Source organism: Pseudoalteromonas sp. H105, from assembly GCF_001469215.1.
Classification (GTDB): domain Bacteria; phylum Pseudomonadota; class Gammaproteobacteria; order Enterobacterales; family Alteromonadaceae; genus Pseudoalteromonas.
On the sequence record NZ_LOFH01000013.1, the window covers coordinates 44813 to 70758 of the forward strand.

Consider the following 25946-nt stretch of genomic DNA (forward strand, 5'->3'; position numbering starts at 1 on the left):
AAGCCATATATCGTAGGTACTTTGATTATGAAAAACTGCACTTACTGGGTATTAAGATGGATCAAAAGCGTTGTGCCGTCGCCTCTAAAGAAACTCTGATGCGTATATTTACCGTGCCTGAAGCACCGGACTCAACATTGAGTAAAATCGAACTTGAGATTTCTAGCAATTTGGCTGGTTTCTTAAATGAGAACATTGCGGCCATAGAAAAGCCACTGCATGAAATTGAAAAAGATTTTCAGTCGGCGGTGATACCAGAAGATCCGACATTTGTTTCTGCTTATGCGCAAGATATTATGGAGCAATTGGTTGCACATTCAGTGCATACCGCAGCACCTAGCTTTATTGGTCACATGACGTCAGCATTGCCGCATTTTGTATTGCCATTATCAAAGCTCATGGTGGGACTAAATCAAAACTTAGTCAAAATTGAAACATCGAAAGCATTTACTCCTCTGGAGCGTCAAGTGCTTGGTATGATTCATCATCTTGCATATGGGCAAAATGATGCCTTTTATAGCAAGTGGATGCACAGTGCAAAAACATCGCTGGGCGCGTTTTGTTCAGGCGGTACTGTCGCTAACATCACTGCATTGTGGATTGCACGAAATCGTTTGTTAAAAGCCGATGGTGAGTTTAAAGGAATTGGCTCACAAGGTTTAATTAGTGCAATGCTGCATTATGGCTACAAAGGTCTAGCTGTATTAGTGTCTGAGCGAGGACACTATTCACTGGGTAAGTCCGCTGATTTGCTGGGAATTGGTCGTGATAACTTTATTGCGATAAAAACAGCAAACGATAATAAAGTAGACATTGCAGCTATGCGTGACAAAGCGCACGCGCTTCAATCCCAAGGCATTAAGGTTATGGCGATTGTGGGCGTAGCAGGCACAACTGAAACAGGTAATATTGATCCTCTTGATGATATGGCTGATTTGAGCCATGAATTAGGCTGTCATTTTCATGTAGATGCCGCTTGGGGCGGCGCGACACTGCTCTCACAGACATACAGACCTTTACTCAAAGGCATTGAACGCGCAGATTCAATAACGATTGACGCGCATAAACAAATGTATGTGCCAATGGGCGCAGGGCTGGTTTTATTTAAAGACCCTGCCGCTACTGATGCGATAGAGCATCACGCTGAATACATTTTACGTAAAGGCTCAAAAGATCTAGGCAGTCATACACTTGAAGGTAGTCGCCCTGGTATGGCCATGCTTGTACATGCGTGTTTGCGAGTTATTGGCCGCAAAGGGTATGAAATACTAATTGATAAAGGCATAGAAAAAGCGCGTTATTTTGCTGATTTGGTGAAGGCAGATGAAGATTTTGAATTAATCTCTGAGCCTGAGTTATGTTTGCTGACTTACCGTTATGTGCCAAAACAAATTCAGCAGAAGATAGCGAATGCTGATGAGCAAACTCGATTAGACATATTTGCTTCATTAAATCGCTTCACAGCGAGTATGCAAAAGCGCCAACGTGAAGCAGGACGATCTTTTGTATCACGTACGCGTTTAACGCCTGCTAAGTATGACCATCAACCAACCGTGGTATTTCGTGTTGTGCTGGCAAACCCGCTGACCTCAGAAGTCATCTTAAAAGATATTTTAGCTGAACAAAAAGAGCTCGCAAAAACAGATCCAGTCTTCAAAAAGTTTTTATCCAAGTATATGGATTAAATTAGGGGGGGATGTTGTCAGCCCCCTAATTTAAAATACACACTAATTAAAACAACTGGCTTGAATCATTTCAGTGATCATTTTCTGAGACGGTTTTATTTTTTCTATCGCTAAAAATTCATCCGGCTGGTGGGCTTGATTTATTGAGCCGGGTCCCATCACAATGGTTTCACAACCAAGCTGTTGAATAAAAGGCGCCTCAGTACAGTAATTGACTGCGACCGCTTTTTCTCCCGATATTTTTTCTGCTAACTTTACAAGTGCTGAGTCAGTGCTTCCTGTAAATGCGGGAATAGGTTCATGCATATCAATAACACTGACGGTATTAGGGTATTGATTATTAATATCTGCCGCTATCTTTAATAACATTGCTTGCAGTTCTTGGACACTTAGCCCTGGCAGTGGGCGCATATCAATATGCATTTCGCAGCAACCACAAATACGATTTGCATTGTCTCCGCCATGTATGTGGCCTAAGTTCAGCGTTGGGTAAGGTATAACAAAGTGCTCAACTGAATATTTATTCTTTAATTCGTGTTTTAAAGTTAATAGTTTTGATATAACGTGATGCATTACTTCAATTGCATTTAGACCGCGCTCTGGGTCTGAGCTGTGACCAGAACGCCCTACCACCCTAATAGCAGTACTCATATGCCCTTTATGTGTAAATACAGGGGTCATATCGGTAGGTTCACCGATTATACAGCGTGCAGGTTTTAAGTTTGGATGCTGACAAATTTGCTGAGCGCCCGCCATGGTTGTTTCTTCATCAGCAGTGGCTAAAATCAAAATTGGTTGGGTCTGATTCGCTTTATCAAGCTCACTAATTGCTTGCAATACAAAAGCAAAAAAACCTTTCATATCAATACTACCTAAGCCATACAATTTATTGTCAGATTCGTTCAATTTAAAGGGATCAAAATTCCAACGGCTATCATCAAAAGGCACTGTGTCTGTGTGGCCTGCGAGCATTAAACCGCCATCACCCACACCGCGCTTTGCGAGTAAGTTAAAGCGCCCTTTTACACCTGAAAGTTCTGTTACTTCACACTCAAAACCCAATTCCTGGCACCAGTGTGTGAGTAAATCGATGACACCCTTGTTACTCATAGACAAAGATTCATCCATTGAGCTAATCGAAGGTGCAGCAATTAATTGCTGATACATAGACATAAAAGAGGGGAGTGACATAAAAAATTCCAAAATATTTATTCAATCTAATTGCATAACAATATAAAAGTATTTATGATGAATATCAATTCACTTTTTAAGCATAATTATACCAAAGTAGAGCCATGATTATTAAACGACGATAACCTAGTTTCATTCCTAAAATAGTGCTTTCAACGCACTTTAAATCTATATGTTTAACATTATTAACACAAGAAAGAGCAAAGAATGAACGTAGTAATTATTGGCGCAAGTGGTTATAGCGGTGCAGAACTCGCCAGTTTAATCGTTAAGCACCCAAAGCTCACTTTATCGGGCTGTTATGTATCTGAGCAAAGCTTAGACAAAGGAAAGTTACTGAGTGATTTATATCCTGAGCATTTAGGTTTACTGGATATCCCTTTATTGCCGCTTACTCAAAGCGCTTATAACGATATTGATAGCAATGCTGATTTTGTGTGTTTATGTACAGATCACAAGGTTAGCGTTGATTTGGCACCTCGCTTTTTAGCTATGGGCAAAAAGGTATTCGATTTATCAGGTGGCTTCCGCTTAAGCAGTAATGAAGATTATCAAACTTTTTATGGATTTGAACACCAACACATCGACTTATTAGCGCAAGCTGCATACGGGTTGGCTGAATGGAATAGCGAAAACATTAAGAATGCCTCATTGGTGGCTGTGGCAGGGTGTTATCCAACGGCTGCACTCAATGCTTTAAAACCATTACAACAGGCGGGTTTATTAGCTGATCAGCCCATTATTATAAATGCAGTATCAGGAGTAACGGGGGCTGGGCGTAAAGCCAGTGTTGGCACTCATTTTTGTGAAGTATCGCTTGCGCCTTATGGGCTATTTAACCATAGACACAGCCCTGAAATTGAGCAGTACTTAGGCCATAACGTTTTATTCACACCGCATTTGGGTAATTTTCCTCGGGGTATTTTAGAAACCATTTATGTGCAATTAAACCCCGATGTGACGCCAGAACAGGTCAATAGAGCTTATCAAGTGCTTGCTGATGAACCATTAATAAGATTGCTTGGAGATAAAATTCCTTCAATCAAAGGTGTGGCTAAACAACCATATGTTGATATTGCATGGCAACAGCAAGGTAGCCAACTAATCGTGATGGCAGCGATTGATAACTTATTAAAAGGGGCGGCTGGCCAAGCATTGCAATGTATTAATTTAGTTATGGATTTACCCCATAGCACCGGTTTAAAAGGGTAGTTAAGTCATGCAAACATGGATTATTAAATTAGGTGGTGCAGTACTTAATACTGCTAATGCAGCAAAAGAATTATTTGCTGCATTAGCATCACAGACTCAAGCGCAATATGTGATTGTCCACGGTGGTGGTGCACTTGTTGATAGTTGGCTTAAAGAGGCAGGTTTTGCAACGGCGAAGCATGAAGGTTTACGTATTAGCCCAAAAGAGCAAATGCCTTATATTGTCGGTGCATTGGCTGGGTGTGCTAACAAACAATTGATGAGTCAAGCAATCATTGCTGGTCACAAGCCTGTAGGGCTGAGCTTGTACGAAGCTGGCATTATTTCAACGCAAAAACTCAAAGCTTTGGGGCAGGTGGGTCAGTGCCATAGTGGTGAACAAAGTGTATTACCAGCATTATTAAAACTCGGTCGCCTTCCATTAGTGAGCTCGATTGGCTTCGGTGAAGACGGCTTTTGGTATAACGTGAATGCAGATGAAGCTGCAGCAGCCATAGCGAAAGAGCTCGACGCAGAAATTATTTTTATGACCGATGTTGAAGCGGTACTTGATGCAAATAAACAGCCGCTACATCAACTTGACACAAATCAGATCAATACTTTAATTGCAGAGGGAGTAATTGTGGGCGGGATGGAGGTCAAAGTTAAGACCAGTCTTCACGCTGCCCAACATTTACGACGAGGTGTCTATATTTCGAGCTGGAAAAAGCCAGATAACTTAATTGCTTTGCTTAACGGCGAGCACGTCGGAACAAAAATTACACCATAGGTTTACCATGTTTAATCATTTTTTATCGGGTCTAGAATTAGATCAAAAAGGCGCATTAAAGTTACTTAAACTTGCGCAACACATTAAGGCTAATCCGGCTGACTTTAATCAAGCACTGGCGGGTAAGTCAGTTGTCACATTGTTTGAAAAACCCAGTTTGCGTACACGTTTATCATTTGATATCGGTATTAATAAACTAGGTGGGCACGCGGTATACCTTGATTCGCAAAATGGCGCTATGGGTGCACGTGAATCAGTTAAAGACTTTGCTTTAAATATAGCCAGTTGGGCGGATGGTATTGTGGCTCGTGTTAATCAGCATCAAACCTTAGCAACGCTAGCTGAGTTTTCCAGTGTACCCGTTGTGAATAGTTTGTGTGACTTGTATCACCCATGCCAAGCCTTGGCTGACTTTTTAACACTACAAGAAGTGTATGGCGATGTGAGTCAGTTAAAACTAGCCTATTTAGGTGAGGGGAATAATGTAACGCATTCTCTGATGCTATTAGCCGCTACACTGGGTACTGACTTTGTTGCAGTTTGTCCAAAAGGCAGCTCACCTGATTCGCAAATTTTAAAACAAGCTGAGCAAATAGCCGCGATGAATGGCGCATCAGTTATGGTGAGCGATCGTGTCGAGGCTGCTGTAGGTGCGAATGTCGTGTATGCCGATACGTGGGTATCGATGGGTGATGATACTCCCCTTGAGCAAGTTAAAGAAAAGTATATGCCGTATCAGTTAAATGCCGCACTACTAGAGAAAACAGGGGCAGACACAGTATTACATTGCCAGCCAGCGCACCGTGAGTTTGAAATTACTTCAGAGGTAATGGATGGCCCAGCGTCAAAAATTATACAACAAGCAGAAAATCGTATGCATGCGCAAAACGCGTTGCTTGTTACATTATTAAACCCAAATTTTGTTTAAGGTACTATCAATGAGTTCAATTAAAAAAGTCGTATTAGCCTATTCTGGTGGTTTAGATACGTCGGCTATCGTGCCATGGTTAAAAGAGAATTATGGCTGCGAAGTTATCGCATTTGTGGCTGATGTGGGCCAAGGTGCTGAAGAACTAGAGGGTGTTGAAGCTAAAGCCATTGCATCCGGTGCATCTGAGTGTTATGTGGTTGACTTAAAAGATGAAATGGTCAGTGATTACATTTATCCAACGCTAAAAACAGGCTCAATTTATGAAGGTACTTATTTACTAGGTACATCAATGGCGCGCCCTATTATCGCAAAGGCGCAAGTTGAAATTGCGCGTAAAGTCGGCGCAGATGCACTGTCGCATGGTTGTACTGGTAAAGGAAATGATCAGGTTCGTTTTGAGGCATGCTTTGCAGCACTTGCGCCTGAGTTAAAAGTCATTGCGCCATGGCGTGAATGGGACTTATCAAGTCGCGAGTCATTGTTAGATTATTTAGCTGAGCGTGATATTCCATGTTCTGCCTCTGCTACTAAGATATATAGCCGTGATGCAAATGCATGGCATATTTCTCATGAAGGTGGTGAACTTGAAGATCCGTGGTGTCAACCTAGTGAGCAAGTTTGGACCTGGACAAACTCGCCTGAACAAGCGCCAAATGAACCTGAGTTTGTCACATTAAACGTGGTAGAAGGTGAAGTGGTTGCGGTTAATGGTGAACCACTTAAGCCGTATGACTGCTTAGTAAAGTTGAATGATATCGCATCACCACATGGGGTGGGTCGTGTTGATATTGTTGAAAACCGCTTAGTGGGGATGAAATCTCGTGGGTGTTATGAAACGCCTGGCGGCACGGTGATAATGGCAGCGCTGCAAGCAATTGATGAACTCGTGCTTGATAAATCTAGTCGTAAATGGAAAGAAGTTTTAGGCGGCGAATTTTCTCACCTAGTGTATGACGGTCGCTGGTTTACACCATTAAAAGATTCAATTCTAGCGGGCGCAGAAGCTTTATCAACATTGGCAACAGGTGAAGTCGTGTTAAAGCTTTATAAAGGTCACGTTACAGCCGTTCAGAAAAAGTCGCCAAATAGTTTATACAGTGAAGACTTTGCGACCTTTGGTGAAGATGACGTGTACGACCAGTCACACGCCGAAGGGTTTATTCGCTTATTCTCGCTTTCAAGCAGAATTTCAGCACTCGCGAAGAAGTAATTTAATACGCCCCGCAGATGTGGGGCAATTTCAGGGTTTGGAGATATTTCATGGCACTATGGGGCGGACGTTTTTCTACGGGTCCAGATGAAGCGTTTAAACAATTTAACGATTCACTTCCCTTCGATTATCAACTCGCAGAGCAAGATATTATTGGTTCTGTAGCATGGGCGGGCGCTCTTAAGCAAGTTGATGTACTCACTGTTAACGAACATCAATCGTTAGTCGCTGCATTATATGAGTTGCTCGATGAGGTTAAAGCCAATCCTCAGGCTGTGGCAACATCGGGCGCTGAGGATATTCACTCACACGTCGAAGCGGCGTTAATCGAAAAAGTAGGCGATTTAGCTAAAAAATTACACACCGGGCGTAGTCGTAATGACCAAGTTGCTACCGACTTTAGATTATGGTGCCGTGATACTGCCGATCACTTACTTGACGCGTTAGGGCAGTTAAAAGGTGAGTTTATTGCACTGGCTGAGCGTGAGCTGGGTACTATTTTACCAGGTTATACTCACTTGCAGCGCGCACAACCATTGTTATTTAGTCATTGGTGTATGGCATATGTTGAAATGCTCGAACGTGATGAAAGCCGTTTAAATGACGCCAAAGCGCGGATGAATTATTGTCCATTGGGAAGTGGGGCACTGGCGGGTACTGCGTACCCAATAGATAGGCAAACACTTGCCGCAGGGCTAGGCTTTACCGCTGCCACAAAAAATAGCTTAGATGCAGTTTCCGATCGTGACTTTGTTTTAGAGCTTTTAAGTTGTGCCTCTATTTCTATGATTCATTTATCGCGTATGGCCGAGGATTTAATATTTTATAATTCTGGTGAGGCTGGCTTTATTGAGTTGGCCGATAATGTGACCTCTGGTTCTTCACTGATGCCACAGAAGAAAAACCCTGATGCACTTGAACTTATTCGCGGCAAAACGGGTCGTGTGTTTGGCTCATTTAGCGCCATGATGATGACACTTAAAGCATTACCACTTGCTTATAATAAAGATATGCAAGAAGACAAAGAAGGTTTATTTGATGCAATGCCAACATGGCTTGCATGTATACATATGGCGCAAGCTTGTATCAAAGGTGTGAAAGTAAATGGCGAGCGTACATTAGCAGCAGCAAAAGGAGGGCATTCAAATGCCACAGAGCTTGCAGACTATCTGGTCGCTAAAGGTATTCCATTTAGAGAAGGGCATCACATTGTAGGTGTGCTGGTTCAAATGGCTATTGGCCATGGCAAAAACTTAGAGGATTTAAGTTTAGAGCAATTTAAATCAGTGCACAGTGTGTTTGAGCAAGATGTTTATCCTGTGCTAGAAATCGACGCGTGTATCAAAGCCCGCCAAGCTCTGGGCGGCACGTCGTTAGAACAAGTCTCTATCGCTGTTAGAGATGCCAAAAAAAAACAGCAAATAACGGTACGTGATGCCAACTTAGATGATGTTGAGTCTATTGCTAAACTAATTCAACATTGGGCTACAGTGGGTGAGAATTTACCTCGTGCAAAAAGCGATATGGTTCACTCAATTAATGAGTTTGCAGTCACTGAGGTTAATTCAGCTGTTGCAGGGTGTGCCTCTTTGTATATCTACGATACCGGCCTTGCTGAGATACGCTCTTTGGGCATCGACCCTGAAACAGGTGTAACGGGTCAAGGTCGTCAATTAGTCGAGCATTTACTTACTAAAGCCAAAAAATTGGCACTTAATCGTATTATAGTATTGACGCGAGTCCCAGATTTTTTTGAAAAACAAGGTTTTTCATTTTGCTCAAAAGATAGCCTGCCTGAAAAGGTAATGAAAGATTGTGAACTGTGTTTACGCAAAGATAATTGCGATGAAGTCGCAATGGAATTTATTTTGAAGTCGAGTATTAATACGGCGATCCCGTGTAAAAACGTGGCTTAAAAATCCCTGGATATAAAAAACGTACGGTTACCCCTGTGCGTTTTTTTATATCTAAAATCGACTGGTTTGACCACTTTGAACTTGATTGTTTAAAAAGATCAAAAAGAGATCCGTTAATAAAAGTTGGATCGTTAATTGCTTAGTATTTATTGAATGGCTCAGTGAGAGTTCATTTTGCTAAAAACGCCAAAATAAATAGAGCGTATAGTAATCACAACTTAAATTGCTTAAGTAATTTCAATATTTAACGAAAGGAACAATCCCATGCAAGTTACTGGTAACAGCCAACTACAAATGCAAGCGTACAACACGATGCAACAATCTAAGCCTGCTTTAGAACAAAGCGCTAGCAATAAAACCCTACAATCTGATACAGTGTCTATATCACAAGAAGCACTAGCGGCAGCCGGTGGTGCTGAAATTCAACGCGGTGGTGGGGCAGTATTCCCTAACCCTAAAAAACCCAGCTAATATATAGGCTTTGAATGTTTTTGACTGAGTTATTTGGAGTGTTTTCCTTGTCAGCCCTTGCAGTTTGGGGGTTTTTGATGGCATTTTTTTTCAATGTGTTTGTTTATTCTTTAGGAATAAAGCAGGGCACGACTTTGTTGCTCAGTTCGTTCATTATGGCAGTATCTTATTTTGTAGGTGATTACTTTTTTACATGGTTATCACCTACCCCTGCCACTTATTTAGATTGGGCACTATATGATATAGCCACTCTTCTTCTCTTAGGTTTCACGTATATCCTCCTTAAAAAAACTTCTGCTTCATTTATTTACCTAATTTCTGGTCTCTTAATAAATACATTGCTCTTTTTGGTAATGTATTTAGATTTGTATATTTATGGTAATACCACCCCTTGGATTCTCTGGGATATTTACTCTTTTGGAGTTAATATTGTCGATTTCACAATGATTGTAGCCTTAATTGTCGATCGTGATATTCTTGGGCTTATTAAGCTTAAAAATGGAATTAAAGCTATATTTTCAGCGCGTAAAACTAGCCATTCACTTTAAAGCTAAATGTATATCAATGATGTAATAGGCCCTTATATCGGTGTATTTATCGAGTGGGGTTTTCTAATGGCTTTTCTATTCAAGCTAGTATCTCGCCTCAATAACCCCGATAAGTCGGCTGTTCAGTTAAGCTTTATCATGGCTTTTTCTTACTTGTTAAGTGGCACATTTAGCTTCTCATATTCAACCTATCTAAATTGGTTTATCTACGATTTAATAACCATCGGTGTTATTGCTCTATGGTTTCTATATGTGAAAAAGCGGCGCTTCATTACGCTTGTTTATATATTAATTGGCTTAAGCCTTAATGCTTTACTCATGATTACAACGCATTACGATATTTATGTTCGCCATAATAATGAGCATTGGTTCCTATGGACAGTCTATTCTTATGGCGTAAACATCATTGATTTATTAATGATAACGGCACTTGCAACAGAAAAGGATTTTTTTCTTTTAAGAAAGGTTTTAAATAGATTTGGCTCAAGGCATTCGTATAATATCCAAAAGTACCCTTTGGATAACTGATGGGCTCTATTGAGTATTACTTTGGGCTTTATGTAGCTTCATTCATTATGTGGAGCTTTCTGATGGTATTTCTATTTAATTTGGTTAAAAAATCAGCATCCCCCAATGGGGATACAGCTTTAATGTCTATATCATTAACTATATTTTTGTCCTATTTATTTTCAGACCCGCTTATTATTACAGTTTTTGGTTTCGATATACTTCATAGCAATGCGACTTATATATTTTGGTGTTCCTTTGATTTAGTTTGCCTGTTGGTTATCCTACGTCTAACCCGTGGTGCAAGCCTTAGCAAACTTCCCGCTAAGCTCTACGTTATTGTTGGCTTAACGGTGAACATGCTGTTGTTTTTTAGTATGCATATAGATATTAACGTTTTTATGAACTACGAGCCTTGGTGGTTTTGGACATTTTACTCGTTCACTGTCAATATCATGGATGTGATGATGATTATTGCGCTGCTAACCAATAAAGATTTTTTAGGCTTATTGAAGGGGTATAGGGCAATGTTTGAGACCAAATAGCGTGTTTGATCTCAGTGTATTCTTTGGCTGGTATTAAAAACGATATTCCCAGCTTGTTTTTAATGCCGTGTCTGTGTTTGAATCATTGTTAAAAGTATCTTGGTAAACCGCCCCACTGACTTTAAAAAGTCCTTCGAATAGGGCTTGTTGGTAACCCAACTCTAATTGTATTCGCTTCACTTTATCAGCGTAAGATGTTTGACTGATCTCATTACCCTCAAACCAACTTAATTTTGTAAAACCCGCGTATCCGTTCATAGTGTGGTAATAAGCCCCCAATACCGCTGATTGGCTGTTCAATGGTGTGGAGCTACCAATTAAACGATCGTTATGGTTATACCCCGCACTTGTGTTTATTAGGGTATCGTTGCCGTAGTGACAATCAGTGGCCGGTAAACATTCTTTTTGTGTATTCGTGTATTCAACATATGTTTTGATAAGTTGCTTATCATTACCGAAAAAGCTTTCTACGCCGAGAGTATAAAAAGGGTTACTTGGTGCAAAACCACTGTCATTTTTACCCATTACCTCAAAGTAAAAACCAATAGGAAATCCCGATAAGTGAGTTGAATATTTAGCGTCTAGGCTCGTCAGTTGTTGTTTTTTAGTCTTGGGCTCTAACGTATTGGGCGCTGAATATGTACTGGTTAAAAACTCAGAGCCTGAAGTGCTAAAAGCAATTTCCAAGCCTGGTAAAGGTGTGCTCGCAAAACGCATGGCCCAAAAGTCACCTTCATCGTTATTAGACAAGGTCGGCTTTTGTTTTGCTAATATCCCTGTGAGTTGCCAGTTGCCAATAAATGAGAAAAAGTGCGGTCCATCATAGTGGGTATTTGCTCGATTGACTCTTATGCCTTTCATCGGGGCTGCATTATTTGAAAGCAGTAGGGCGTTATCATTACTTGGGCCCCACCAGTGGCTTATTTGTTCGGCGCTAATTGACCAGTCAGCAACGAGCACAGCTAAATAGCTCCCCTGATTGTTTGTGTATTTATCATCAAGCGCTTCATCTGCATAATTTACGCTGACTTTAGCGCTGACTCTATTGCCCGTAATAGAACCATAGCTGTTTATACCACTTTTTTGCTGGTCACGACTGCCAAAGCTTTGCTGTAAAAGGGGGGCATTGTTGTAATTAACCCTTATACCTGAACTCGATTGCTGTTGTGCGTTTGCTAGGGCTTGCTTTACATGTTGATAAGCAAACAAGCTTTGGATAGGCAGTGTTGATATATCTAATTGATGTAAGTCTCTTGCAATTCCTTGCCACATGAGTGGGTAACTATTAACGGGTTGTTTAATAACACCTTGGTTAAATAGCGCCTCAATTGATGCTCGTAACAAAGGATCATCACTTTCAATCCATGGGCTTGCGATGCTTGAGGCTGAAAAGGATAACAATGCAGTCAAACCTGCAAGCGTAAGTAATCTCATCCGTGTAACTTTTCCTTTAATGCAATCGCAACCGAAGGGCTAACGAATTCACTTACATCACCTTTGTGGCGTGCAACTTCTTTAACGAGCGTTGAAGAAATAAAGGAGTTCTTTTCTGCGGGAGTTAAAAAGACACTTTCTAAATCAGGATTTAGACGCCTATTCATATTCGCTAATTGAAATTCATAATCAAAATCAGATACAGCTCGAATACCGCGTATCAATACATTCGCTTTGTGATCGCGAGCAAGATCAGCAAGTAAACCTGAAAAGCCAATAACACTCACATTGTCGATATGATTTAATAGGCTATTAGCCAAGGCAACGCGCTCTTCTAAACTGAAGCAAGGCTTTTTACTTGGGTTGTGTGCAATAGCAACAATGACGGTGTCAAACATTTTTGCTGCACGTTGAATTAAATCTGTGTGACCATTAGTGAGTGGGTCAAAGGTACCCGGGTAAATTGCTGTAACTTTCATAAGATTTAGCTTAGTGTTATTTTGTTCGCTATATTAGCAGTGTTTGCAATGCAAATCAGCCCTCATACTCATTCAGATTTAGTGCTAACGTTAGTTTAATTCACTATGGATAAAGTGAACTCTATTTTTAAGATAGAAATTTTCATGGTGGTGTTTTATTCGAGTGGATTTGTATATACTGCGCGGCTAGTATTAATTGCGTAAACTTTGAGCATTTGCTTTAAAAAATCTAGAGTAGCCGAATATGAGTACCAAGGACAAAATAATTAAGACCAGCATAGCGCTGTTTAATCAGCACGGGGAACGTGCAATCACAACCAACCATATTGCTTCTCACATGGGGATTAGCCCCGGCAATCTTTACTATCACTTTAAAAATAAAGAAGACATTATTCGTCATATTTTTGCGTTATACAGTGAGCATTTACATACTCAGTTTAGCCCTGTTGATAAAAATGAAGATGGCTTTGTGCAATTAAGTGGCTACCTGGATGCATTGTTTGAATTGATGTGGCGATTCCATTTTTTCTACGATAATTTAGGCGATATTTTATCGCGCGATGACGAACTTAAAAAGAATTACATCGCCTTTCAAGCCGCGCTACTTACTCAAGTACGTGGCATTATAATTAGTCTACGCGACAGTGGTTTAATGGAACTTGATGATGAAGATGCCACTGAACTTGCACACATGTTAAAGCTAACTGTCAGTTTTTGGACGCCTTATATAAAAGCGCGTCGGTTAAGCGGCGAACTTGCCCAGCAAGACATATACAAAGGTATTTTAAAAGTTATTGTACTGTTTAAAGCTTATGCGGCAGAGCAAAGTATTCCTAAACTGAATAAACTAAAAGAAAAGTACATTCAACTGTCACAACAGACAGAACCAGCGGCTCAAGCTTGCTAGATTTGTTTATTTCCTAGACGTTAGATTTTTTGCTATAATCGCGCGCCCAGCACGTGGGTGCGTGAATTCTTAAATTGCCAAACGAGTAAACTATGCTTAAATTTATCGTCAAACTTCATCCTGAAATAGCCATTAAGAGCCGTTCAGTTCGTAAACGTTTTACAAAAGTGTTAGAAAATAACATTAAAATCGTACTACGTAAGCTAGACGAAAAAGTACAAGTTAAAAATAACTGGGATAACATTTCGGTTGTCACAAAAAGTGATGATACACAAATGCGCCTTGATTTTATCGATGGTTTGCAACGAATTCCAGGTATCGTTCAGTTTATAGAAGTAACAGAAACCCAGTACGATAACCTTCATGATATTTACGAAATTGCCTATGATTTAATTGGCCACACAATTGCGGGTAAGTCATTTTGTGTGCGATGTAAGCGCCAAGGTAAACATGAATTCACCTCAACAGATGTTGAGCGTTATGTGGGGGGCGGATTAAATCAGCACGTTGAAGGTGCTCGCGTTCAACTTAGCCGCCCAGAAGTCACTATTCGTATAGAAATTAAAGATGATAAAGCGTATATCGTGACGCAAACTCATTTTGGTATGGCGGGCTTCCCATTACCCACACAAGAAGATGTGCTATCACTCATGTCAGGTGGTTTTGATTCAGGTGTGGCTAGTTATCAGATGATCCGTAAAGGCGCACGAACTCACTTCTTATTCTTTAACCTTGGTGGTGCCGCTCACGAAATTGGCGTGAAGCAGGCCAGTTATTATATTTGGAAACAGTTTAGTTCTACGCACAAGGTAAAATTTGTGAGCGTAGACTTTGAGCCTGTGGTTGCAGAAATTCTTGAAAACGTTGAAAACAGCCAAATGGGTGTTGTGCTTAAACGAATGATGATGCGTGCGGGTAGTAAAATAGCAGAAAAAATGGGCGTGCAGGCACTGGTTACTGGTGAAAGTATCGGCCAAGTTTCAAGTCAAACGTTGGCTAACCTAAGTGTCATAGACCGTGTAACAGAAACACTTATTTTGCGTCCATTGATTCAGCATGATAAACAAGAAATTATTAATATTGCGCGCAAAATTGGCACGGCTGAAATGGCCGAGACTATGCCAGAATACTGTGGTGTTATATCTAAAAAACCGACGGTTAAAGCAAAGATTGAAGTGATAGAAACACAAGAGCAAAACTTTGATTTTGATGTATTAAATACTGTTGTGAAAAACGCACGTATTATGGATATTCGTGATATTGATGTAGAAGCAAAGCAAGAGCTTAAAGAGGCTGAGTCGGTATCTGATTTACCTGTCGGTGCCGTGGTTGTTGATATTCGCTCGCCAGAAGAAGAAGACGCCAACCCGCTTGAGCTTGAAGGAGCTGAAGTATTGCACTTACCGTTTTTCCGCTTAGCGACTAAGTTTGGTGATTTACCGCAAGATAAGGATTACTACTTGTATTGCGCCAAAGGGGTAATGAGTCAATTACAAGCACTTATATTGCATGAGAACGGTTTCGAAAATGTAAAAGTATACCGTCCATAACGAGTACAGTTGCTTATCTAAATGTGGGAGCGCGAATTAATTCGCGCTTTTTTTATGCCTGATTTTATCTAAATAATATTGGTTGTACGGCGCTTTTAAATTAAGTAATTTAGCTTGCTGACAAATATAGCCACACATCGCGTCAATTTCAGTTGGCCGATTATGTACACTGTCCTGATGCATAGATGAAAAGTTATCCGCAGTGGCACTCATTACCTTATATGCGTTTTCTAATGAGTCTGGGAGTGTTACGCCAGCGCCCAATTTATTGGCGACAAAGCAAGCCTCACTTACTAAGTTGAAAATATCACTGTTGTATTTAGGTGAGTTAAGCGCGCCATTTTTCACATTATAAAATGCACTTAGTGGATTAATCGCTATATTTATTAATAATTTCTGCCAGCGAATGGTGTCAATTTGCTCACTATAGCTAAGGCTTGGGATAGCACAAAGAGTCGATACTAATGTGTGGTATTTTTTATCGGCAGCACTATAACAGGCCCCTAATATACTCTCACCGTTCCCGGTGTGTATTACCGTTGCAGAGTTTGCTTTGAAGCCAGCTAATCGCGTTGTCAAAAAATAAACGGGTTGCTCATTTAGCATGCCCATAATCGGCGCTAAATCAGTCATCCCATTATGAGATAAAATCACTTCACATGAATCGTGAAGGTAAGGAGTTAACTGACTCAAAGCAGTCTGCACTTGATATGCTTTAACCGCAATAATAACAATATCAATACCGCCTAAGCAGGTTAAATTTTGGTTGTTGAGCGTTTTAATTTTAATTAACTGTTTGCCATTATTACCTTGATAGTAATATTGCTGGCCTGACTTTTTGCTACGGGTGATTAAAGTGACATTGTTTGTGGCACTTAGAAAATAACTATATAAAAGTCCAATAGCGCCATCACCCACAATAACGATATTACTCATGGCTCGGCTTTTTTCCAATATGACATGCTAGCTTGATAACAAAATAACTGGCAGCCCCTGCAAAGTCAGCAAAAAAATCAGCTACCGATGCTTGTCGGTAAGGGAGCATACCTTGCATTACTTCAATGGCTGCACCATACCCTGCAAGCAGAAAAATTTGCACCCATAAAGGTAGTTTAAATGCTTTGTCCATCACGACAGCAAGAGCAAAAAAGATTCCAAAGTGAGCCACTTTATCAACATGCGGAAATAAGCTAGCAGCACCTTTAATTTCTTTGGCAAATAAAAAAGTAAAGGCCACTATGCTGACTAGAAAGAGTACTTGATAAACACGCCGAGTCACAAAAAATCCTAAATCGTCTATAAATAGAGCCTCAGTATATCAAACTAATTTCGTACTGCATCTGAACGATACACAGAAATATGTAAAGATTTATAATTTTGGCGTTATAATCCTTAGCATATTAATTTTTAAAATTTTGTTAGGAGAGACGAATGCCTTCTTTTGATATTGTATCTGAAGTAGAAATGAACGAAGCCAAAAATGCGGTTGATAATGCAAATCGTGAACTAGAAACCCGCTTTGACTTTAGGGGCGTTGATGCATCAATTGAGCTTAACGATAAAACGATTAAGCTAAAAGCTGAAGCTGACTCACAAGTTATGCAGTTATTTGATATTTTAGCGAACAAAATTTCTAAGCGTGGCATGGACGTATCAAGTCTTGAATTACAAGACATCTCGCGTGCAGGTAAAAACGTGTTTCGTAATGTAGCGCTTAAGCAAGGCATTGAAAAAGACGTAGCGAAAAAAGTAGTTAAAGCAATTAAAGACTCAAAAGTAAAAGTGCAAGCCGCTATCCAAGGTGAAGAAGTACGTGTAACAGGCAAAAAGCGTGATGATTTACAAGAGGCCATGCAAGTTGTACGCAGCGCTGAATTAGGTCAGCCGTTCCAGTTTAAAAACTTTCGCGATTAATCGTTTATGACTGGGGTCTGTTGACCTTTTGGATTAAAATTCGTTCAAACTAGGGGCGGTTTGATCGCTGCACGAGGTTTGTAACCTAGTGGGCTAAGTCAAAACCGAGCAACAAAGAGTAAATCGACCCTAGGCTTGCTAAATAAGCCTTGAATCCTATTTTAAAAGCCAATCGACATTGATGTGTTGCTTGGCTTTTTTATTTTTAACTATCTAAATTCAATGGTTTTAATGAGTGTTAAGTTGAGTGAAATACAATTTTGTTGGGCTTTTCTATATTTAACTCTATTTTAGCTGTATAGACGTCCATTGACATTTATCCCTGAAATCATCACAATGGCGACCTATTTTCAAGGTGCTTACTAAATATTAAGGTATAGGTTTCAAGGTATTGAAATTTTTAGTGAGATAATCGGGAAGTTGGTGCGTTGCCATGAAGGCTACAATGCCAACACTGCCCCCGCAACGGTAATGCAAGTGCTAAGCACAAGCTGAGTCCGGAGACCGGCCTTGAGGTAATTTACTATTTGCGTGTGCGGTGGGCACAGGCTTGGGGAACTCATGCTAAACAAATCAACTTTAGGCGTAGCTATGACAGCTGCGTTATCATTTTCAGCGTCTGCTGAACAACAACCAATTGAACACATTACGGTTTCTGCCAATAAGTTTGAACAAAACATTAATGATGTACTTGCCAGTGTCACGGTGATTGACCGTGCTGATATTGAATCAAGCTATGTACGTGACCTACCAAGCTTGTTATCAAAAGAAGCCGGCTTTCAAATTAATGCAAATGGTGGTTTTGGTCAAAATGCAGGGCTGTCTCTTCGCGGCGCAAGCTCGCGTCATACGCTTATTCTAATTGATGGCGTACGCACGGGTTCAGCTACTCTTGGCTATAAGAGTATTAGTAATATTCCACTTAATAGTATTGAAAGAGTAGAGATCATAAAGGGATCGCGTGCAGCGGTGTATGGTTCTGATGCATTAGCGGGTGTAATAAACATTGTCACCCGACAAGCACAAAACACGACGATCGACATTACAGCGGGTTCCGATTCTTATAAACAGCTACAGCTTGGAACAAGTGGGCAGTTTAGTGGTGTTGATGTGGCTTTAAACGCCGGGTATGAAAAAACCGATGGCTTTGATGTGTTGCAAGGATTAGCGCCAGATGAAGATGGCTACGAGAATAAAAATCTTGGCTTTAACATCGCATATCAAAATGAACAGTTAGGCACGTTTTTAGCTCAAGGGCAGTACTCTGAAGGAGAAGCGAGCTATGATAGTGCTTATAGCCCCGCGGATAGTACTGTTGAGCAAAGTGAATTTGAAAACTATCAAGCGTCAATCGGCTGGAAGAAAACGTTTGATAATCACAGCCACTCGCTCGATATTGCTACTTCAAACGAGCGCTCTGATGATTCAAGAGTCAGTTATACCGGCGATGCGGTTATTGATACATTTGAAACCGAGCGTGAGCAAATTGATTACAACGGCCAATACTTTTTAAATCAAGCTTTGACTGTCAGTGGCGGTATAAACTGGTATAAAGACCAAATAAACACTAGTTCAGGCAGCTACTTAAAAGACAGTCGAGAGGTGTTTGCAGTTTTTGCTGGTGCTTATTACGATGATGAGCAGGTGCTTGCAAATTTAACACTTCGTCAAGATGATGATCAGCAGTTTGGTAATGAATCGACTTACACAGCCGCTGTGGGTTATCACTTAAACGAGATTGCAACGTTTAGGGTAAGCCAAAGCACGGGCTTTAAATCACCTTCGTTTAACGACCTTTATTACCCGGGTTCTGGCAACCCAGCGCTCACCCCTGAGACTTCTGATAACCAAGAGCTTGGCTTGTCATTAAATGTGAAAGATATCAGTTTAGACGTGGCTATCTTTAGAAGTGATATTGAGAATAAAATTGCTTGGGCACCAAATGCCGCAGGCAAGTGGATACCTACTAATATCAATCAAGCACGTCATGAAGGGATTGAGTTTAGTCTTATTCAGCAGGTGTTTGGGTTTGATCACGCGTTCAACATGACTTATTTATCTGCTGATGATGCACAAACGGGCGAATCACTGACGTATGTCTCTAAGCAAAGTATAAATTGGTCGCTAAATAAAGCATGGGGTGCATTCGATGCTGGCCTTGAAATGCAATACCGTGGTGATCGCCGTGGTAAATTATCTCAATTACCTTCTTATACGCTGTGGAACTTAGTGGGTCATTATCAAGCAACGGATAACCTGACCGTGTCGTTGCGCGTAGAGAATCTATTTGATAGAAACTACAACGCTGTTGATGCATACGGTAAAGATATTGATGGCGATTATATAAATGATGAAATTTATTACTACAACACCGCAGAGCGTCGTGTGTTTGTTGGAGCCCAATACCAGTTCTAATAGTAAGGATAATTAGTACTGAGTTTAAAGCTCGCCACCTACTGGGCGAGCTTTATTTAAATCAGTATGTTGCTACATCTCTTAAACAGAGTTCGGGCTAAATCAATTTACTCGCGTAAAGCTGTGCAAACTTTTTAAGTTTAGGGGCAATCAAAATACTGCAATATCCTTGGTTTGGGTTTTCATTGTAGTAATCTTGGTGGTATTGCTCTGCCGAGTAAAAATGACTTGCTGCGCTTACTTCGGTAACAATTGGTTCACGGATCTGTTTTTGCAATGCACTGATCGTCGCATTCGCCTGTAATTGTTGCTGCTCATCATGATAATAAATAACGCTGCGGTACTGGGTGCCAACATCGTTACCTTGACGATTTAACTGGGTAGCATCATGTAGTGTAAAAAACATCTCTAGTAACGTGCTGTAGCTTATTTGGTTTGCATCAAATTCAAGTTGAACAACTTCTGCATGGCCTGAAAGTCCAGTGCATATCTGTTTATACGTAGGGTTATCGGTATCACCACCCGTATACCCAGAGTTGACATTTATTACGCCTTCTACACGGCGAAAAGCAGCATCAATACACCAAAAACAGCCTCCACCAAACGTTGCTACTTCAATTTTTTTGCTCATTGTTTACTCCCAAAAACGTTAAATCACTAACATGTTCTAGCCTAACAGAAGAACGGTAATAGCAGGGTTTTATTTCATAGATTAGGTAGAGCGAGGAAAGGAGAGAGGCGTTGCTGCCTAGTGCAGCAACGCTATAAGTACCTTATATTTTTTTAAGCGGTTTTTCAGCTTCTTGTTGATTGAGCTTTTGCTGTAAAAACTCTGGCGACTGAGTATTACGTGCAAGCGCAGAGTAAGCTGCAGGCACGATAAACAGAGTCAGTAACGTGGCAACAATGACCCCCGTAAATACAACCACACCTATTACCATTCTGCTTTCAGCGCCAGGTCCACTGGCTAACACTAACGGTACTGAACTCATAACAGTGGTTAACGAAGTCATTATAATAGGACGTAAGCGCTGAGTTGCAGCTTGAACAATTGCTTCACTGAATTCAACGCCTTTATCACGCAGTTGGTTGGTAAATTCAACAATCAAAATACCATTTTTAGCACTGAGACCAATCAACATGACAATACCTATTTGGCTATAAATATTAAGGGTTAGGCCTGTAAACCATAGCCCAAACAATGCGCCTACCAAGCCAAGAGGCACCGTAAGCATAATGACAAATGGATGAACAAAGCTCTCAAATTGCGCAGCAAGCACCAAAAAGGTCACTGTTAATGCCAAAATGAATACATACGTCATAGCTGACGCGCCTTCATAAAACAGCTGAGATTCACCTTTATAATCTACCGCACCGTCAATGTCGTTTTCTTCTGCAGCTACTTTGTTTAAGAAATTAAGTGCTTCTTCTAATGTGTAGCCATCCGCTAAATTTGCGCTTAAAGTAATAGAGCGCATGCGGTTGTAGCGATTGAGTCGAGAAGCCGTTGCTTCTTCTTTTAAGCTAATAATACTATCCAGAGGGACCAATTCACCGCTACGCGATTTCAAATAGATATTTGAGATATCAGTTGGATCGGCAAAGTCAGCTTTGGTTCCTTTTAGTATGACATCGTACTCTTCACCTCGGTCAATAAATGTCGTTGCACGGCGTTGGCCTAGCATGGTCTCAAGTGTGCGGCCAATATCAGAAACAGAGACACCAAGATCCGCAGCTTTATTTTTGTCAATATTGATCAAAAACTGCGGGAAAGTTTCTTTGTAATCATGATCAATACGAACCAAACCAGGATTCTTTTCTGCACGTTCAATGATTCTGTCACGCCAATCAGCTAATTGAGCGTAGTCATTGCCCTGCAATACAAACTCAATGGGGCGAGAAGAGCCACCACCGCCAATGCCGCGGCGCATTATCGCAAAAGCGCGCACGTCAGTGACTTCTCTCATTTTGCCACTTATTTCACCCATGACTTCCCATGTAGAACGCTTGCGCTCATCCCAGTCGGCCATACCAATGATTGCCACGCCACCATTGCCACCCCAGCCCGGTACTCGCACAAGTACGCGGCTTAGTTCGCCTGATTCAGAGTACGGTAAGAGGCGTTCCTCTATCTTTGCCATATTGGCGGCGTTATTTTCATAACTGACACCTTCAGGGCCACTCATCATAATAAAAAAGGTGCCTCGGTCTTCTTTCGGGGTGAGCTCAGAGGGCACTTGTTGATACAACATAAAGCTTGCTAAACCAGCCAATACCATCGTTAGTATTAAGCTCCACTTTCTCGCCATATTTGATCTCAGTGAACGACTATAAGCATGTTCTATTTTGCCAAAGAAGAGATCCATTTTTTGACTAAACTTGCTTTCTTTTTCTGACGGTTTGAGAATTTTTGAACATAATGCAGGGGAGAGTGTAAGTGCTGTAATACTAGAGAAGAATACAGCTGCACTCACCGCCATTGCAAATTCAGTAAATAATGAGCCGATGCGGCCATCCATAAACACTAAAGGAACAAAGACAGAGATAAGCACTAAGGTTGTTGCAACAATCGCAAACCCTACTTCACGGGCACCACGATAGGCAGCTAAAAGTGGTGGTTCACCAAGCTCTATTCGCCGGTGAATATTTTCAAGCATGACAATCGCATCATCGACAACTAAACCGATTGCTAACACTAAGGCTAACAGAGTCAGTAAGTTGATAGAGTAGTCCATCGCGAGTAAAAACATAAAACTACCTACTAGCGCTACGGGGACCGTAATTGCAGGAATAAGTGTCGCGCGTATATTACCCAAGAAAAGGTAAATAACTAAAACCACCAACGCCATTGAGATAGCTAAAGTACGATACACCTCATCGATTGACTCTTTGATAAAGATGGAAGAATCGTAGCTGTCTTCAATCGTCGTGCCTTCAGGAAGGTTGCGTTTGATTTTTTCAAGCTCAGCACGTGCATTATCAACAACGGTTAACGTATTTGCTTTAGCTTGTTTGACAATACCCAAACCAATCATGTTTCGGCCATTGCCACGGAATAGGCTTTCGTCATCGGCGGCTTCAAGGTGTACATCGGCCACTTCACCTAGGCGAACTAAATAGCCATCTTCGCCGCGCTTGATGACGAGGTTTCTAAAGTCCTGTTGATCTTTGTAACTACGCGCTGTGCGAACGGTGAAGTCGCGATCGATAGATTCAATTTCACCGGCGGGTAATTCAACATTTTCTGTACGAAGCGTATTTTCTATATCGCTTGAAGTAATACCGCGCGCAGCCATTGCTTGACGATTTAGCCACACCTTCATGGCATATTTACGTTCGCCACCAACACGCACATTGGACACACCATCCACAACGGCTAAGCGATCAACAATATAACGTTGCGCATAATCTGAAAGCTGTAAGGAGTCCATTGTTGTACTGTTAAGGACGAACCAAGCGATAGGGCTCTCATCACTGTTTGATTTTGACACTTCAGGCGGGCGCACTTGCTCTGGCAGACTATCTAAAGCGCGTGCAACACGTTCTCTTACATCATTGGATGCAGCATCAATGTCACGGCTAATATTAAACTCAATGGTGATGTTAGAGCGGCCATTACGGCTCGATGAGTTAATACTTTTTATTCCCTCAATACCTGAAATGCGGTTTTCCAGTACTTGGGTTATTTTTGTTTCTATAATTTCAGCCGACGCACCTGTATAACTCGTGCTCACACTTACAATTGGTGATTCTATATCTGGGTATTCGCGCAGTGGTAGCATTGAAAATGCAACTAAACCAAAAGTAAGGAGTAATAAGTTAATTACAATAGCAAATACAGGGCGTTTAACGCTGGTATCAGTAATTTTCACTGTTTATCCCTTCACTGTTACTTTGCTACCAGAACGAATTTTGATAATTCCTTCGGTTACAACTTGGTGGCCATCATTTAGGCCTTCATCAATCGCTACCCAGCCGTTGTGTCGGCCAGTCACATGCACTTCTACTTTTGTCGCAACGCCTTCGGTTATTTGGAATACGTAGTGTCTATCTTGCTGCGGGATAATGGCCTTTTCAGGCACCATCAGTGCTTTATTCGTACTTAATTGCAAAGCGGTTTTTAAAAGCATACCTGGGCGCAATAAGCCCGATTCATTAACAAAGCTCGCAGTGACCTCTATGCTGCGTGTTACAGAGTCGATGCGGGAACTGATGTGGGTCACTTGGCCAGTAAATGTTTTATCTGGATAAGCATCATTTTGTGTGATGACTTTCATGCCTAAAGTCAGCTGGGCTAGGTATTTTTCGGGTACTTTAAAGTCAACTTTGATAATGCTGATATCATCTAAGCTGGTTAACACCGTACTACTATTCACAAAGGCTCCCACAGAGATGAGTCGTTTTCCTAAAATACCAGAAAACGGTGCAGTGATAGTCATCTCGGCAAGTTTCGTTTTTGCATTTTGTAGTTGTGCTTTAGTCGCATCAACCTGAGATAGTTGCTCTTCAAGCAACGATTTAGCGGTGGCTTGAGAACGAGAAAGCTCCGTTAATCTTGCAAGTTGTCGTTCTTCTTCTTTTAAATTAATCGCAAGTTCTTTAACTGTGAGTTGCTCTTGCTGAGATTGTAACTGAACGAGCCTTTGCCCCTTGTTGACTGTGTCGCCGTCATTAAAATAAATACCCGTCACGTAGTCGCTTTGGGCGCTGTTGATATAAATAGCTTGATTCGCGCGGGCACTCCCGATAGCCTCAATAAGTATCGGGTTTTCTTGGGTTGTTACCGTATGAGCCGTCACTTTTGTTGCTGTTGGTGTATAACCCGCTTGTTCACCCTGACTACTTGGTAAATACAGGTACACACACAACCCAAACAGCACTGTGATAATAAATGGAAATAATGCTTTGCCTGATTGCTTAAAATACATCTTAGTTATACCGGAAGATTAATTACTTATAGTGTACGAAATAACGGCTTAAAAAGACTGCCCGTGTATCTCAGAAATCTGTCAGTTAGCCGTAAAATTAGTCAGCGTCCCTTTTTTGAAAGGAAAAATTGCACACATGAAGATGAAAACAGGCTGTGAACGATGTCGGAAAATTCGTAAATTAGTTATTTGGGCTATAATTATGTTTGTTTTTTATATGATTTATTATGATGGTTAAACGCGCATGTTATGTTTAAAGCTTCGTTCACAAGGTTCTAAAAATGGGATGGAAATTCTGTTAGTAGGGTCATTCGGTTTAGTCTTTATTATGCTGATTAATTTGCTTCGACCTGATGTGATTAGTATATTAGAAATATTTTTGGTGAGTGTAAGTCTTGTGGCTATCTTTATTGGATTTTTAAAGACACAAGAGCCTTTTTACAGTTTAATTATTACAGAGCAATTACTTACTTATCATCACAAATATGGGTCATGGTCTTTAAATCGAGAAAATTTCCACCACAGTGGAATACCTAAAGTAGAGCAGGGATTAGAACACCTTGAGTTAAATGCTGTAGGTATTAAACTTAACGATACCGATGACTTTTTAATGAATATTTCGCCTCGATTAGCGGGTAAATTATTAATAGAACAACGACACCTTTTTATGCAGGTTGTTCAAAAACATTGCAAAAATGGCAATTGCCCATCAGAATGGTTAGTAGAAGACAATAATTACACTTCTTTAAATGGTCGCAAATTTAATGGATTAATTGCAATGTTCGCCAATCGAACGCGGCATTTGCAGCAATTAACAGGGTATGACTTGCTGTTACCTGCGAGTGTATTAGATAGAAGTATCTGGGATTTTAGTTCTGCACTAACTCGGTGGCAACGAGATCCCAAGCAATTTATACAGTCACAAATTAAGGTTGAAAAAGCCTAACGTAGATGTAAGCAGGAAGTGCGATGAGTCAAGAAAGATCATTTATTAAAAGTGGACGTAATACGATTATCCACAAAGAAAAAAAGCTCGATTTAGTTATCGTGAACTCGGAAGAGCACCCTAGAATAAAAGTGACTCAAAATGGGCTAGAGCCATTCAAAGAAGAGCTGCCAAAAAACCGTCGTGAAGCAAAAGAACGTTATCTCGATATGGTATATATTAGTAGTGCAGATGTATTCGGTGAAGAAAAGCGACTGTTATTCATACAAGCCTTAGATGGTAGAGAATATAAAGTAGATTACAGTAAAATTGGCACAAAACTATTTGTACGTATCCATCAAGATAGTTATATGTAACCCCCTGCATAACTGGCATTGTTGTTGCTTAT

The 25946-nt window shown here is 40.8% G+C and carries 24 protein-coding genes and 1 riboswitch; of the genes, 16 read left to right on the forward strand and 8 right to left on the reverse strand.

All coding sequences use genetic code 11. The annotated features are described in order from the left end of the window. Window positions 1–56: 56 nt before the first annotated feature. A complete protein-coding gene (panP, locus tag ATS75_RS17855) occupies window positions 57–1685 on the forward strand; it encodes a pyridoxal-dependent aspartate 1-decarboxylase PanP (protein WP_058561778.1) in 1629 nt (542 codons plus the stop codon). Between the two features lie 42 nt (window positions 1686–1727). Here the strand turns inward: panP and argE are convergent, their stop codons facing one another. After that, a complete protein-coding gene (argE, locus tag ATS75_RS17860; protein WP_058561779.1) occupies window positions 1728–2876 on the reverse strand; it encodes an acetylornithine deacetylase in 1149 nt (382 codons plus the stop codon). Window positions 2877–3083: 207 nt separating this feature from the next. Here argE and argC point away from each other — a divergent pair, with 207 nt between their 5' ends. The 9 genes from argC to ATS75_RS17905 all read left to right on the forward strand — a co-directional run bounded on the left by argC (window position 3084) and on the right by ATS75_RS17905 (window position 10985). Beyond that, window positions 3084–4088: an N-acetyl-gamma-glutamyl-phosphate reductase gene (gene argC / locus ATS75_RS17865; protein WP_058561780.1), complete on the forward strand. Its 1005-nt coding sequence runs from the start codon at window positions 3084–3086 to the stop codon at window positions 4086–4088. Window positions 4089–4095: 7 nt separating this feature from the next. Continuing rightward, window positions 4096–4857 carry an acetylglutamate kinase gene (gene argB, locus ATS75_RS17870; protein ID WP_058561781.1) on the forward strand — a complete coding sequence of 254 codons (762 nt, stop codon included), beginning with the start codon at window positions 4096–4098 and terminating at the stop codon, window positions 4855–4857. A gap of 7 nt (window positions 4858–4864) precedes the next feature. Beyond that, window positions 4865–5785 (forward strand): ornithine carbamoyltransferase, encoded by a 921-nt coding sequence (locus ATS75_RS17875; protein ID WP_058561782.1) that lies wholly within the window; start codon window positions 4865–4867, stop codon window positions 5783–5785. A 10-nt stretch (window positions 5786–5795) separates the two neighbouring features. Then, the gene (locus ATS75_RS17880; protein WP_058561783.1) at window positions 5796–6998 is read left to right on the forward strand and encodes an argininosuccinate synthase; all 1203 of its coding nucleotides are present in this window, start codon (window positions 5796–5798) and stop codon (window positions 6996–6998) included. Between the two features lie 50 nt (window positions 6999–7048). Continuing rightward, window positions 7049–8914 (forward strand): argininosuccinate lyase, encoded by a 1866-nt coding sequence (gene argH, locus ATS75_RS17885; protein WP_058561784.1) that lies wholly within the window; start codon window positions 7049–7051, stop codon window positions 8912–8914. Between the two features lie 264 nt (window positions 8915–9178). After that, window positions 9179–9385, forward strand: coding sequence for a hypothetical protein (locus ATS75_RS17890; RefSeq protein WP_058561785.1), 207 nt, complete (start codon window positions 9179–9181; stop codon window positions 9383–9385). Between the two features lie 14 nt (window positions 9386–9399). Then, on the forward strand, window positions 9400–9933 hold the full coding sequence (locus tag ATS75_RS17895; protein WP_058561786.1) for a hypothetical protein: 534 nt from the start codon (window positions 9400–9402) through the stop codon (window positions 9931–9933). A 66-nt stretch (window positions 9934–9999) separates the two neighbouring features. After that, window positions 10000–10461: a hypothetical protein gene (locus ATS75_RS17900; RefSeq protein WP_152996245.1), complete on the forward strand. Its 462-nt coding sequence runs from the start codon at window positions 10000–10002 to the stop codon at window positions 10459–10461. A 122-nt stretch (window positions 10462–10583) separates the two neighbouring features. Beyond that, window positions 10584–10985 (forward strand): hypothetical protein, encoded by a 402-nt coding sequence (locus tag ATS75_RS17905; RefSeq protein ID WP_152996246.1) that lies wholly within the window; start codon window positions 10584–10586, stop codon window positions 10983–10985. Window positions 10986–11018: 33 nt separating this feature from the next. On the opposite strand, the gene ATS75_RS17910 is transcribed toward ATS75_RS17905, so the two are convergent. Then, window positions 11019–12419: a capsule assembly Wzi family protein gene (locus ATS75_RS17910; RefSeq protein ID WP_058561789.1), complete on the reverse strand. Its 1401-nt coding sequence runs from the start codon at window positions 12417–12419 to the stop codon at window positions 11019–11021. Then, window positions 12416–12898, reverse strand: coding sequence for a pantetheine-phosphate adenylyltransferase (gene coaD / locus ATS75_RS17915; protein ID WP_058561790.1), 483 nt, complete (start codon window positions 12896–12898; stop codon window positions 12416–12418). The genes ATS75_RS17910 and coaD overlap by 4 nt, the downstream gene beginning before the upstream one ends. Window positions 12899–13142: 244 nt before the next feature. Here coaD and ATS75_RS17920 point away from each other — a divergent pair, with 244 nt between their 5' ends. Continuing rightward, complete coding sequence (locus ATS75_RS17920) at window positions 13143–13805, forward strand: TetR/AcrR family transcriptional regulator (RefSeq protein WP_058561791.1); 663 nt, start codon at window positions 13143–13145, stop codon at window positions 13803–13805. 92 nt (window positions 13806–13897) lie between these two features. Then, complete coding sequence (gene thiI / locus ATS75_RS17925) at window positions 13898–15355, forward strand: tRNA uracil 4-sulfurtransferase ThiI (protein WP_058561792.1); 1458 nt, start codon at window positions 13898–13900, stop codon at window positions 15353–15355. Between the two features lie 36 nt (window positions 15356–15391). Here the strand turns inward: thiI and ATS75_RS17930 are convergent, their stop codons facing one another. Both ATS75_RS17930 and ATS75_RS17935 read right to left on the reverse strand, forming a co-directional pair. Further along, window positions 15392–16291: a ketopantoate reductase family protein gene (locus ATS75_RS17930; protein ID WP_058561793.1), complete on the reverse strand. Its 900-nt coding sequence runs from the start codon at window positions 16289–16291 to the stop codon at window positions 15392–15394. Beyond that, the gene (locus ATS75_RS17935) at window positions 16284–16634 is read right to left on the reverse strand and encodes a VanZ family protein (RefSeq protein ID WP_058561794.1); all 351 of its coding nucleotides are present in this window, start codon (window positions 16632–16634) and stop codon (window positions 16284–16286) included. The genes ATS75_RS17930 and ATS75_RS17935 overlap by 8 nt, the downstream gene beginning before the upstream one ends. 152 nt (window positions 16635–16786) lie before the next feature. Here ATS75_RS17935 and ATS75_RS17940 point away from each other — a divergent pair, with 152 nt between their 5' ends. Both ATS75_RS17940 and ATS75_RS17945 read left to right on the forward strand, forming a co-directional pair. Further along, window positions 16787–17269 (forward strand): YajQ family cyclic di-GMP-binding protein, encoded by a 483-nt coding sequence (locus tag ATS75_RS17940; protein ID WP_058561795.1) that lies wholly within the window; start codon window positions 16787–16789, stop codon window positions 17267–17269. A 369-nt stretch (window positions 17270–17638) separates the two neighbouring features. Next, a riboswitch (cobalamin riboswitch) is annotated at window positions 17639–17797 on the forward strand. A 33-nt stretch (window positions 17798–17830) separates the two neighbouring features. After that, window positions 17831–19684 (forward strand): TonB-dependent receptor domain-containing protein, encoded by a 1854-nt coding sequence (locus ATS75_RS17945; protein WP_058561796.1) that lies wholly within the window; start codon window positions 17831–17833, stop codon window positions 19682–19684. A 97-nt stretch (window positions 19685–19781) separates the two neighbouring features. Here the strand turns inward: ATS75_RS17945 and msrA are convergent, their stop codons facing one another. The 3 genes from msrA to ATS75_RS17960 all read right to left on the reverse strand — a co-directional run bounded on the left by msrA (window position 19782) and on the right by ATS75_RS17960 (window position 24612). Next, a complete protein-coding gene (msrA, locus tag ATS75_RS17950; RefSeq protein ID WP_058561797.1) occupies window positions 19782–20315 on the reverse strand; it encodes a peptide-methionine (S)-S-oxide reductase MsrA in 534 nt (177 codons plus the stop codon). A gap of 142 nt (window positions 20316–20457) precedes the next feature. Beyond that, window positions 20458–23556 (reverse strand): efflux RND transporter permease subunit, encoded by a 3099-nt coding sequence (locus tag ATS75_RS17955; RefSeq protein WP_058561798.1) that lies wholly within the window; start codon window positions 23554–23556, stop codon window positions 20458–20460. 3 nt (window positions 23557–23559) lie between these two features. Next, on the reverse strand, window positions 23560–24612 hold the full coding sequence (locus ATS75_RS17960; RefSeq protein WP_058561799.1) for an efflux RND transporter periplasmic adaptor subunit: 1053 nt from the start codon (window positions 24610–24612) through the stop codon (window positions 23560–23562). 244 nt (window positions 24613–24856) lie between these two features. Here ATS75_RS17960 and ATS75_RS17965 point away from each other — a divergent pair, with 244 nt between their 5' ends. Both ATS75_RS17965 and ATS75_RS17970 read left to right on the forward strand, forming a co-directional pair. Continuing rightward, entirely contained in the window at window positions 24857–25558 is a 702-nt protein-coding gene (locus ATS75_RS17965; protein WP_058561800.1) for a DUF2982 domain-containing protein, read from the forward strand. A gap of 23 nt (window positions 25559–25581) precedes the next feature. Next, complete coding sequence (locus ATS75_RS17970; protein WP_058561801.1) at window positions 25582–25914, forward strand: hypothetical protein; 333 nt, start codon at window positions 25582–25584, stop codon at window positions 25912–25914. The last annotated feature ends 32 nt before the right edge of the window (window positions 25915–25946 follow it).

Coding starts and splice junctions, on each gene's coding strand:
- panP (WP_058561778.1), top strand. CDS start 57: ATGGATCAAAAGCGTTGTGCCGTCGCCTCTAAAGAAACTCTGATGCGT.
- argE (WP_058561779.1), bottom strand. CDS start 2,876: ATGTCACTCCCCTCTTTTATGTCTATGTATCAGCAATTAATTGCTGCA.
- argC (WP_058561780.1), top strand. CDS start 3,084: ATGAACGTAGTAATTATTGGCGCAAGTGGTTATAGCGGTGCAGAACTC.
- argB (WP_058561781.1), top strand. CDS start 4,096: ATGCAAACATGGATTATTAAATTAGGTGGTGCAGTACTTAATACTGCT.
- ATS75_RS17875 (WP_058561782.1), top strand. CDS start 4,865: ATGTTTAATCATTTTTTATCGGGTCTAGAATTAGATCAAAAAGGCGCA.
- ATS75_RS17880 (WP_058561783.1), top strand. CDS start 5,796: ATGAGTTCAATTAAAAAAGTCGTATTAGCCTATTCTGGTGGTTTAGAT.
- argH (WP_058561784.1), top strand. CDS start 7,049: ATGGCACTATGGGGCGGACGTTTTTCTACGGGTCCAGATGAAGCGTTT.
- ATS75_RS17890 (WP_058561785.1), top strand. CDS start 9,179: ATGCAAGTTACTGGTAACAGCCAACTACAAATGCAAGCGTACAACACG.
- ATS75_RS17895 (WP_058561786.1), top strand. CDS start 9,400: ATGTTTTTGACTGAGTTATTTGGAGTGTTTTCCTTGTCAGCCCTTGCA.
- ATS75_RS17900 (WP_152996245.1), top strand. CDS start 10,000: ATGGCTTTTCTATTCAAGCTAGTATCTCGCCTCAATAACCCCGATAAG.
- ATS75_RS17905 (WP_152996246.1), top strand. CDS start 10,584: ATGTCTATATCATTAACTATATTTTTGTCCTATTTATTTTCAGACCCG.
- ATS75_RS17910 (WP_058561789.1), bottom strand. CDS start 12,419: ATGAGATTACTTACGCTTGCAGGTTTGACTGCATTGTTATCCTTTTCA.
- coaD (WP_058561790.1), bottom strand. CDS start 12,898: ATGAAAGTTACAGCAATTTACCCGGGTACCTTTGACCCACTCACTAAT.
- ATS75_RS17920 (WP_058561791.1), top strand. CDS start 13,143: ATGAGTACCAAGGACAAAATAATTAAGACCAGCATAGCGCTGTTTAAT.
- thiI (WP_058561792.1), top strand. CDS start 13,898: ATGCTTAAATTTATCGTCAAACTTCATCCTGAAATAGCCATTAAGAGC.
- ATS75_RS17930 (WP_058561793.1), bottom strand. CDS start 16,291: ATGAGTAATATCGTTATTGTGGGTGATGGCGCTATTGGACTTTTATAT.
- ATS75_RS17940 (WP_058561795.1), top strand. CDS start 16,787: ATGCCTTCTTTTGATATTGTATCTGAAGTAGAAATGAACGAAGCCAAA.
- ATS75_RS17945 (WP_058561796.1), top strand. CDS start 17,831: ATGCTAAACAAATCAACTTTAGGCGTAGCTATGACAGCTGCGTTATCA.
- msrA (WP_058561797.1), bottom strand. CDS start 20,315: ATGAGCAAAAAAATTGAAGTAGCAACGTTTGGTGGAGGCTGTTTTTGG.
- ATS75_RS17960 (WP_058561799.1), bottom strand. CDS start 24,612: ATGTATTTTAAGCAATCAGGCAAAGCATTATTTCCATTTATTATCACA.
- ATS75_RS17965 (WP_058561800.1), top strand. CDS start 24,857: ATGTTATGTTTAAAGCTTCGTTCACAAGGTTCTAAAAATGGGATGGAA.
- ATS75_RS17970 (WP_058561801.1), top strand. CDS start 25,582: ATGAGTCAAGAAAGATCATTTATTAAAAGTGGACGTAATACGATTATC.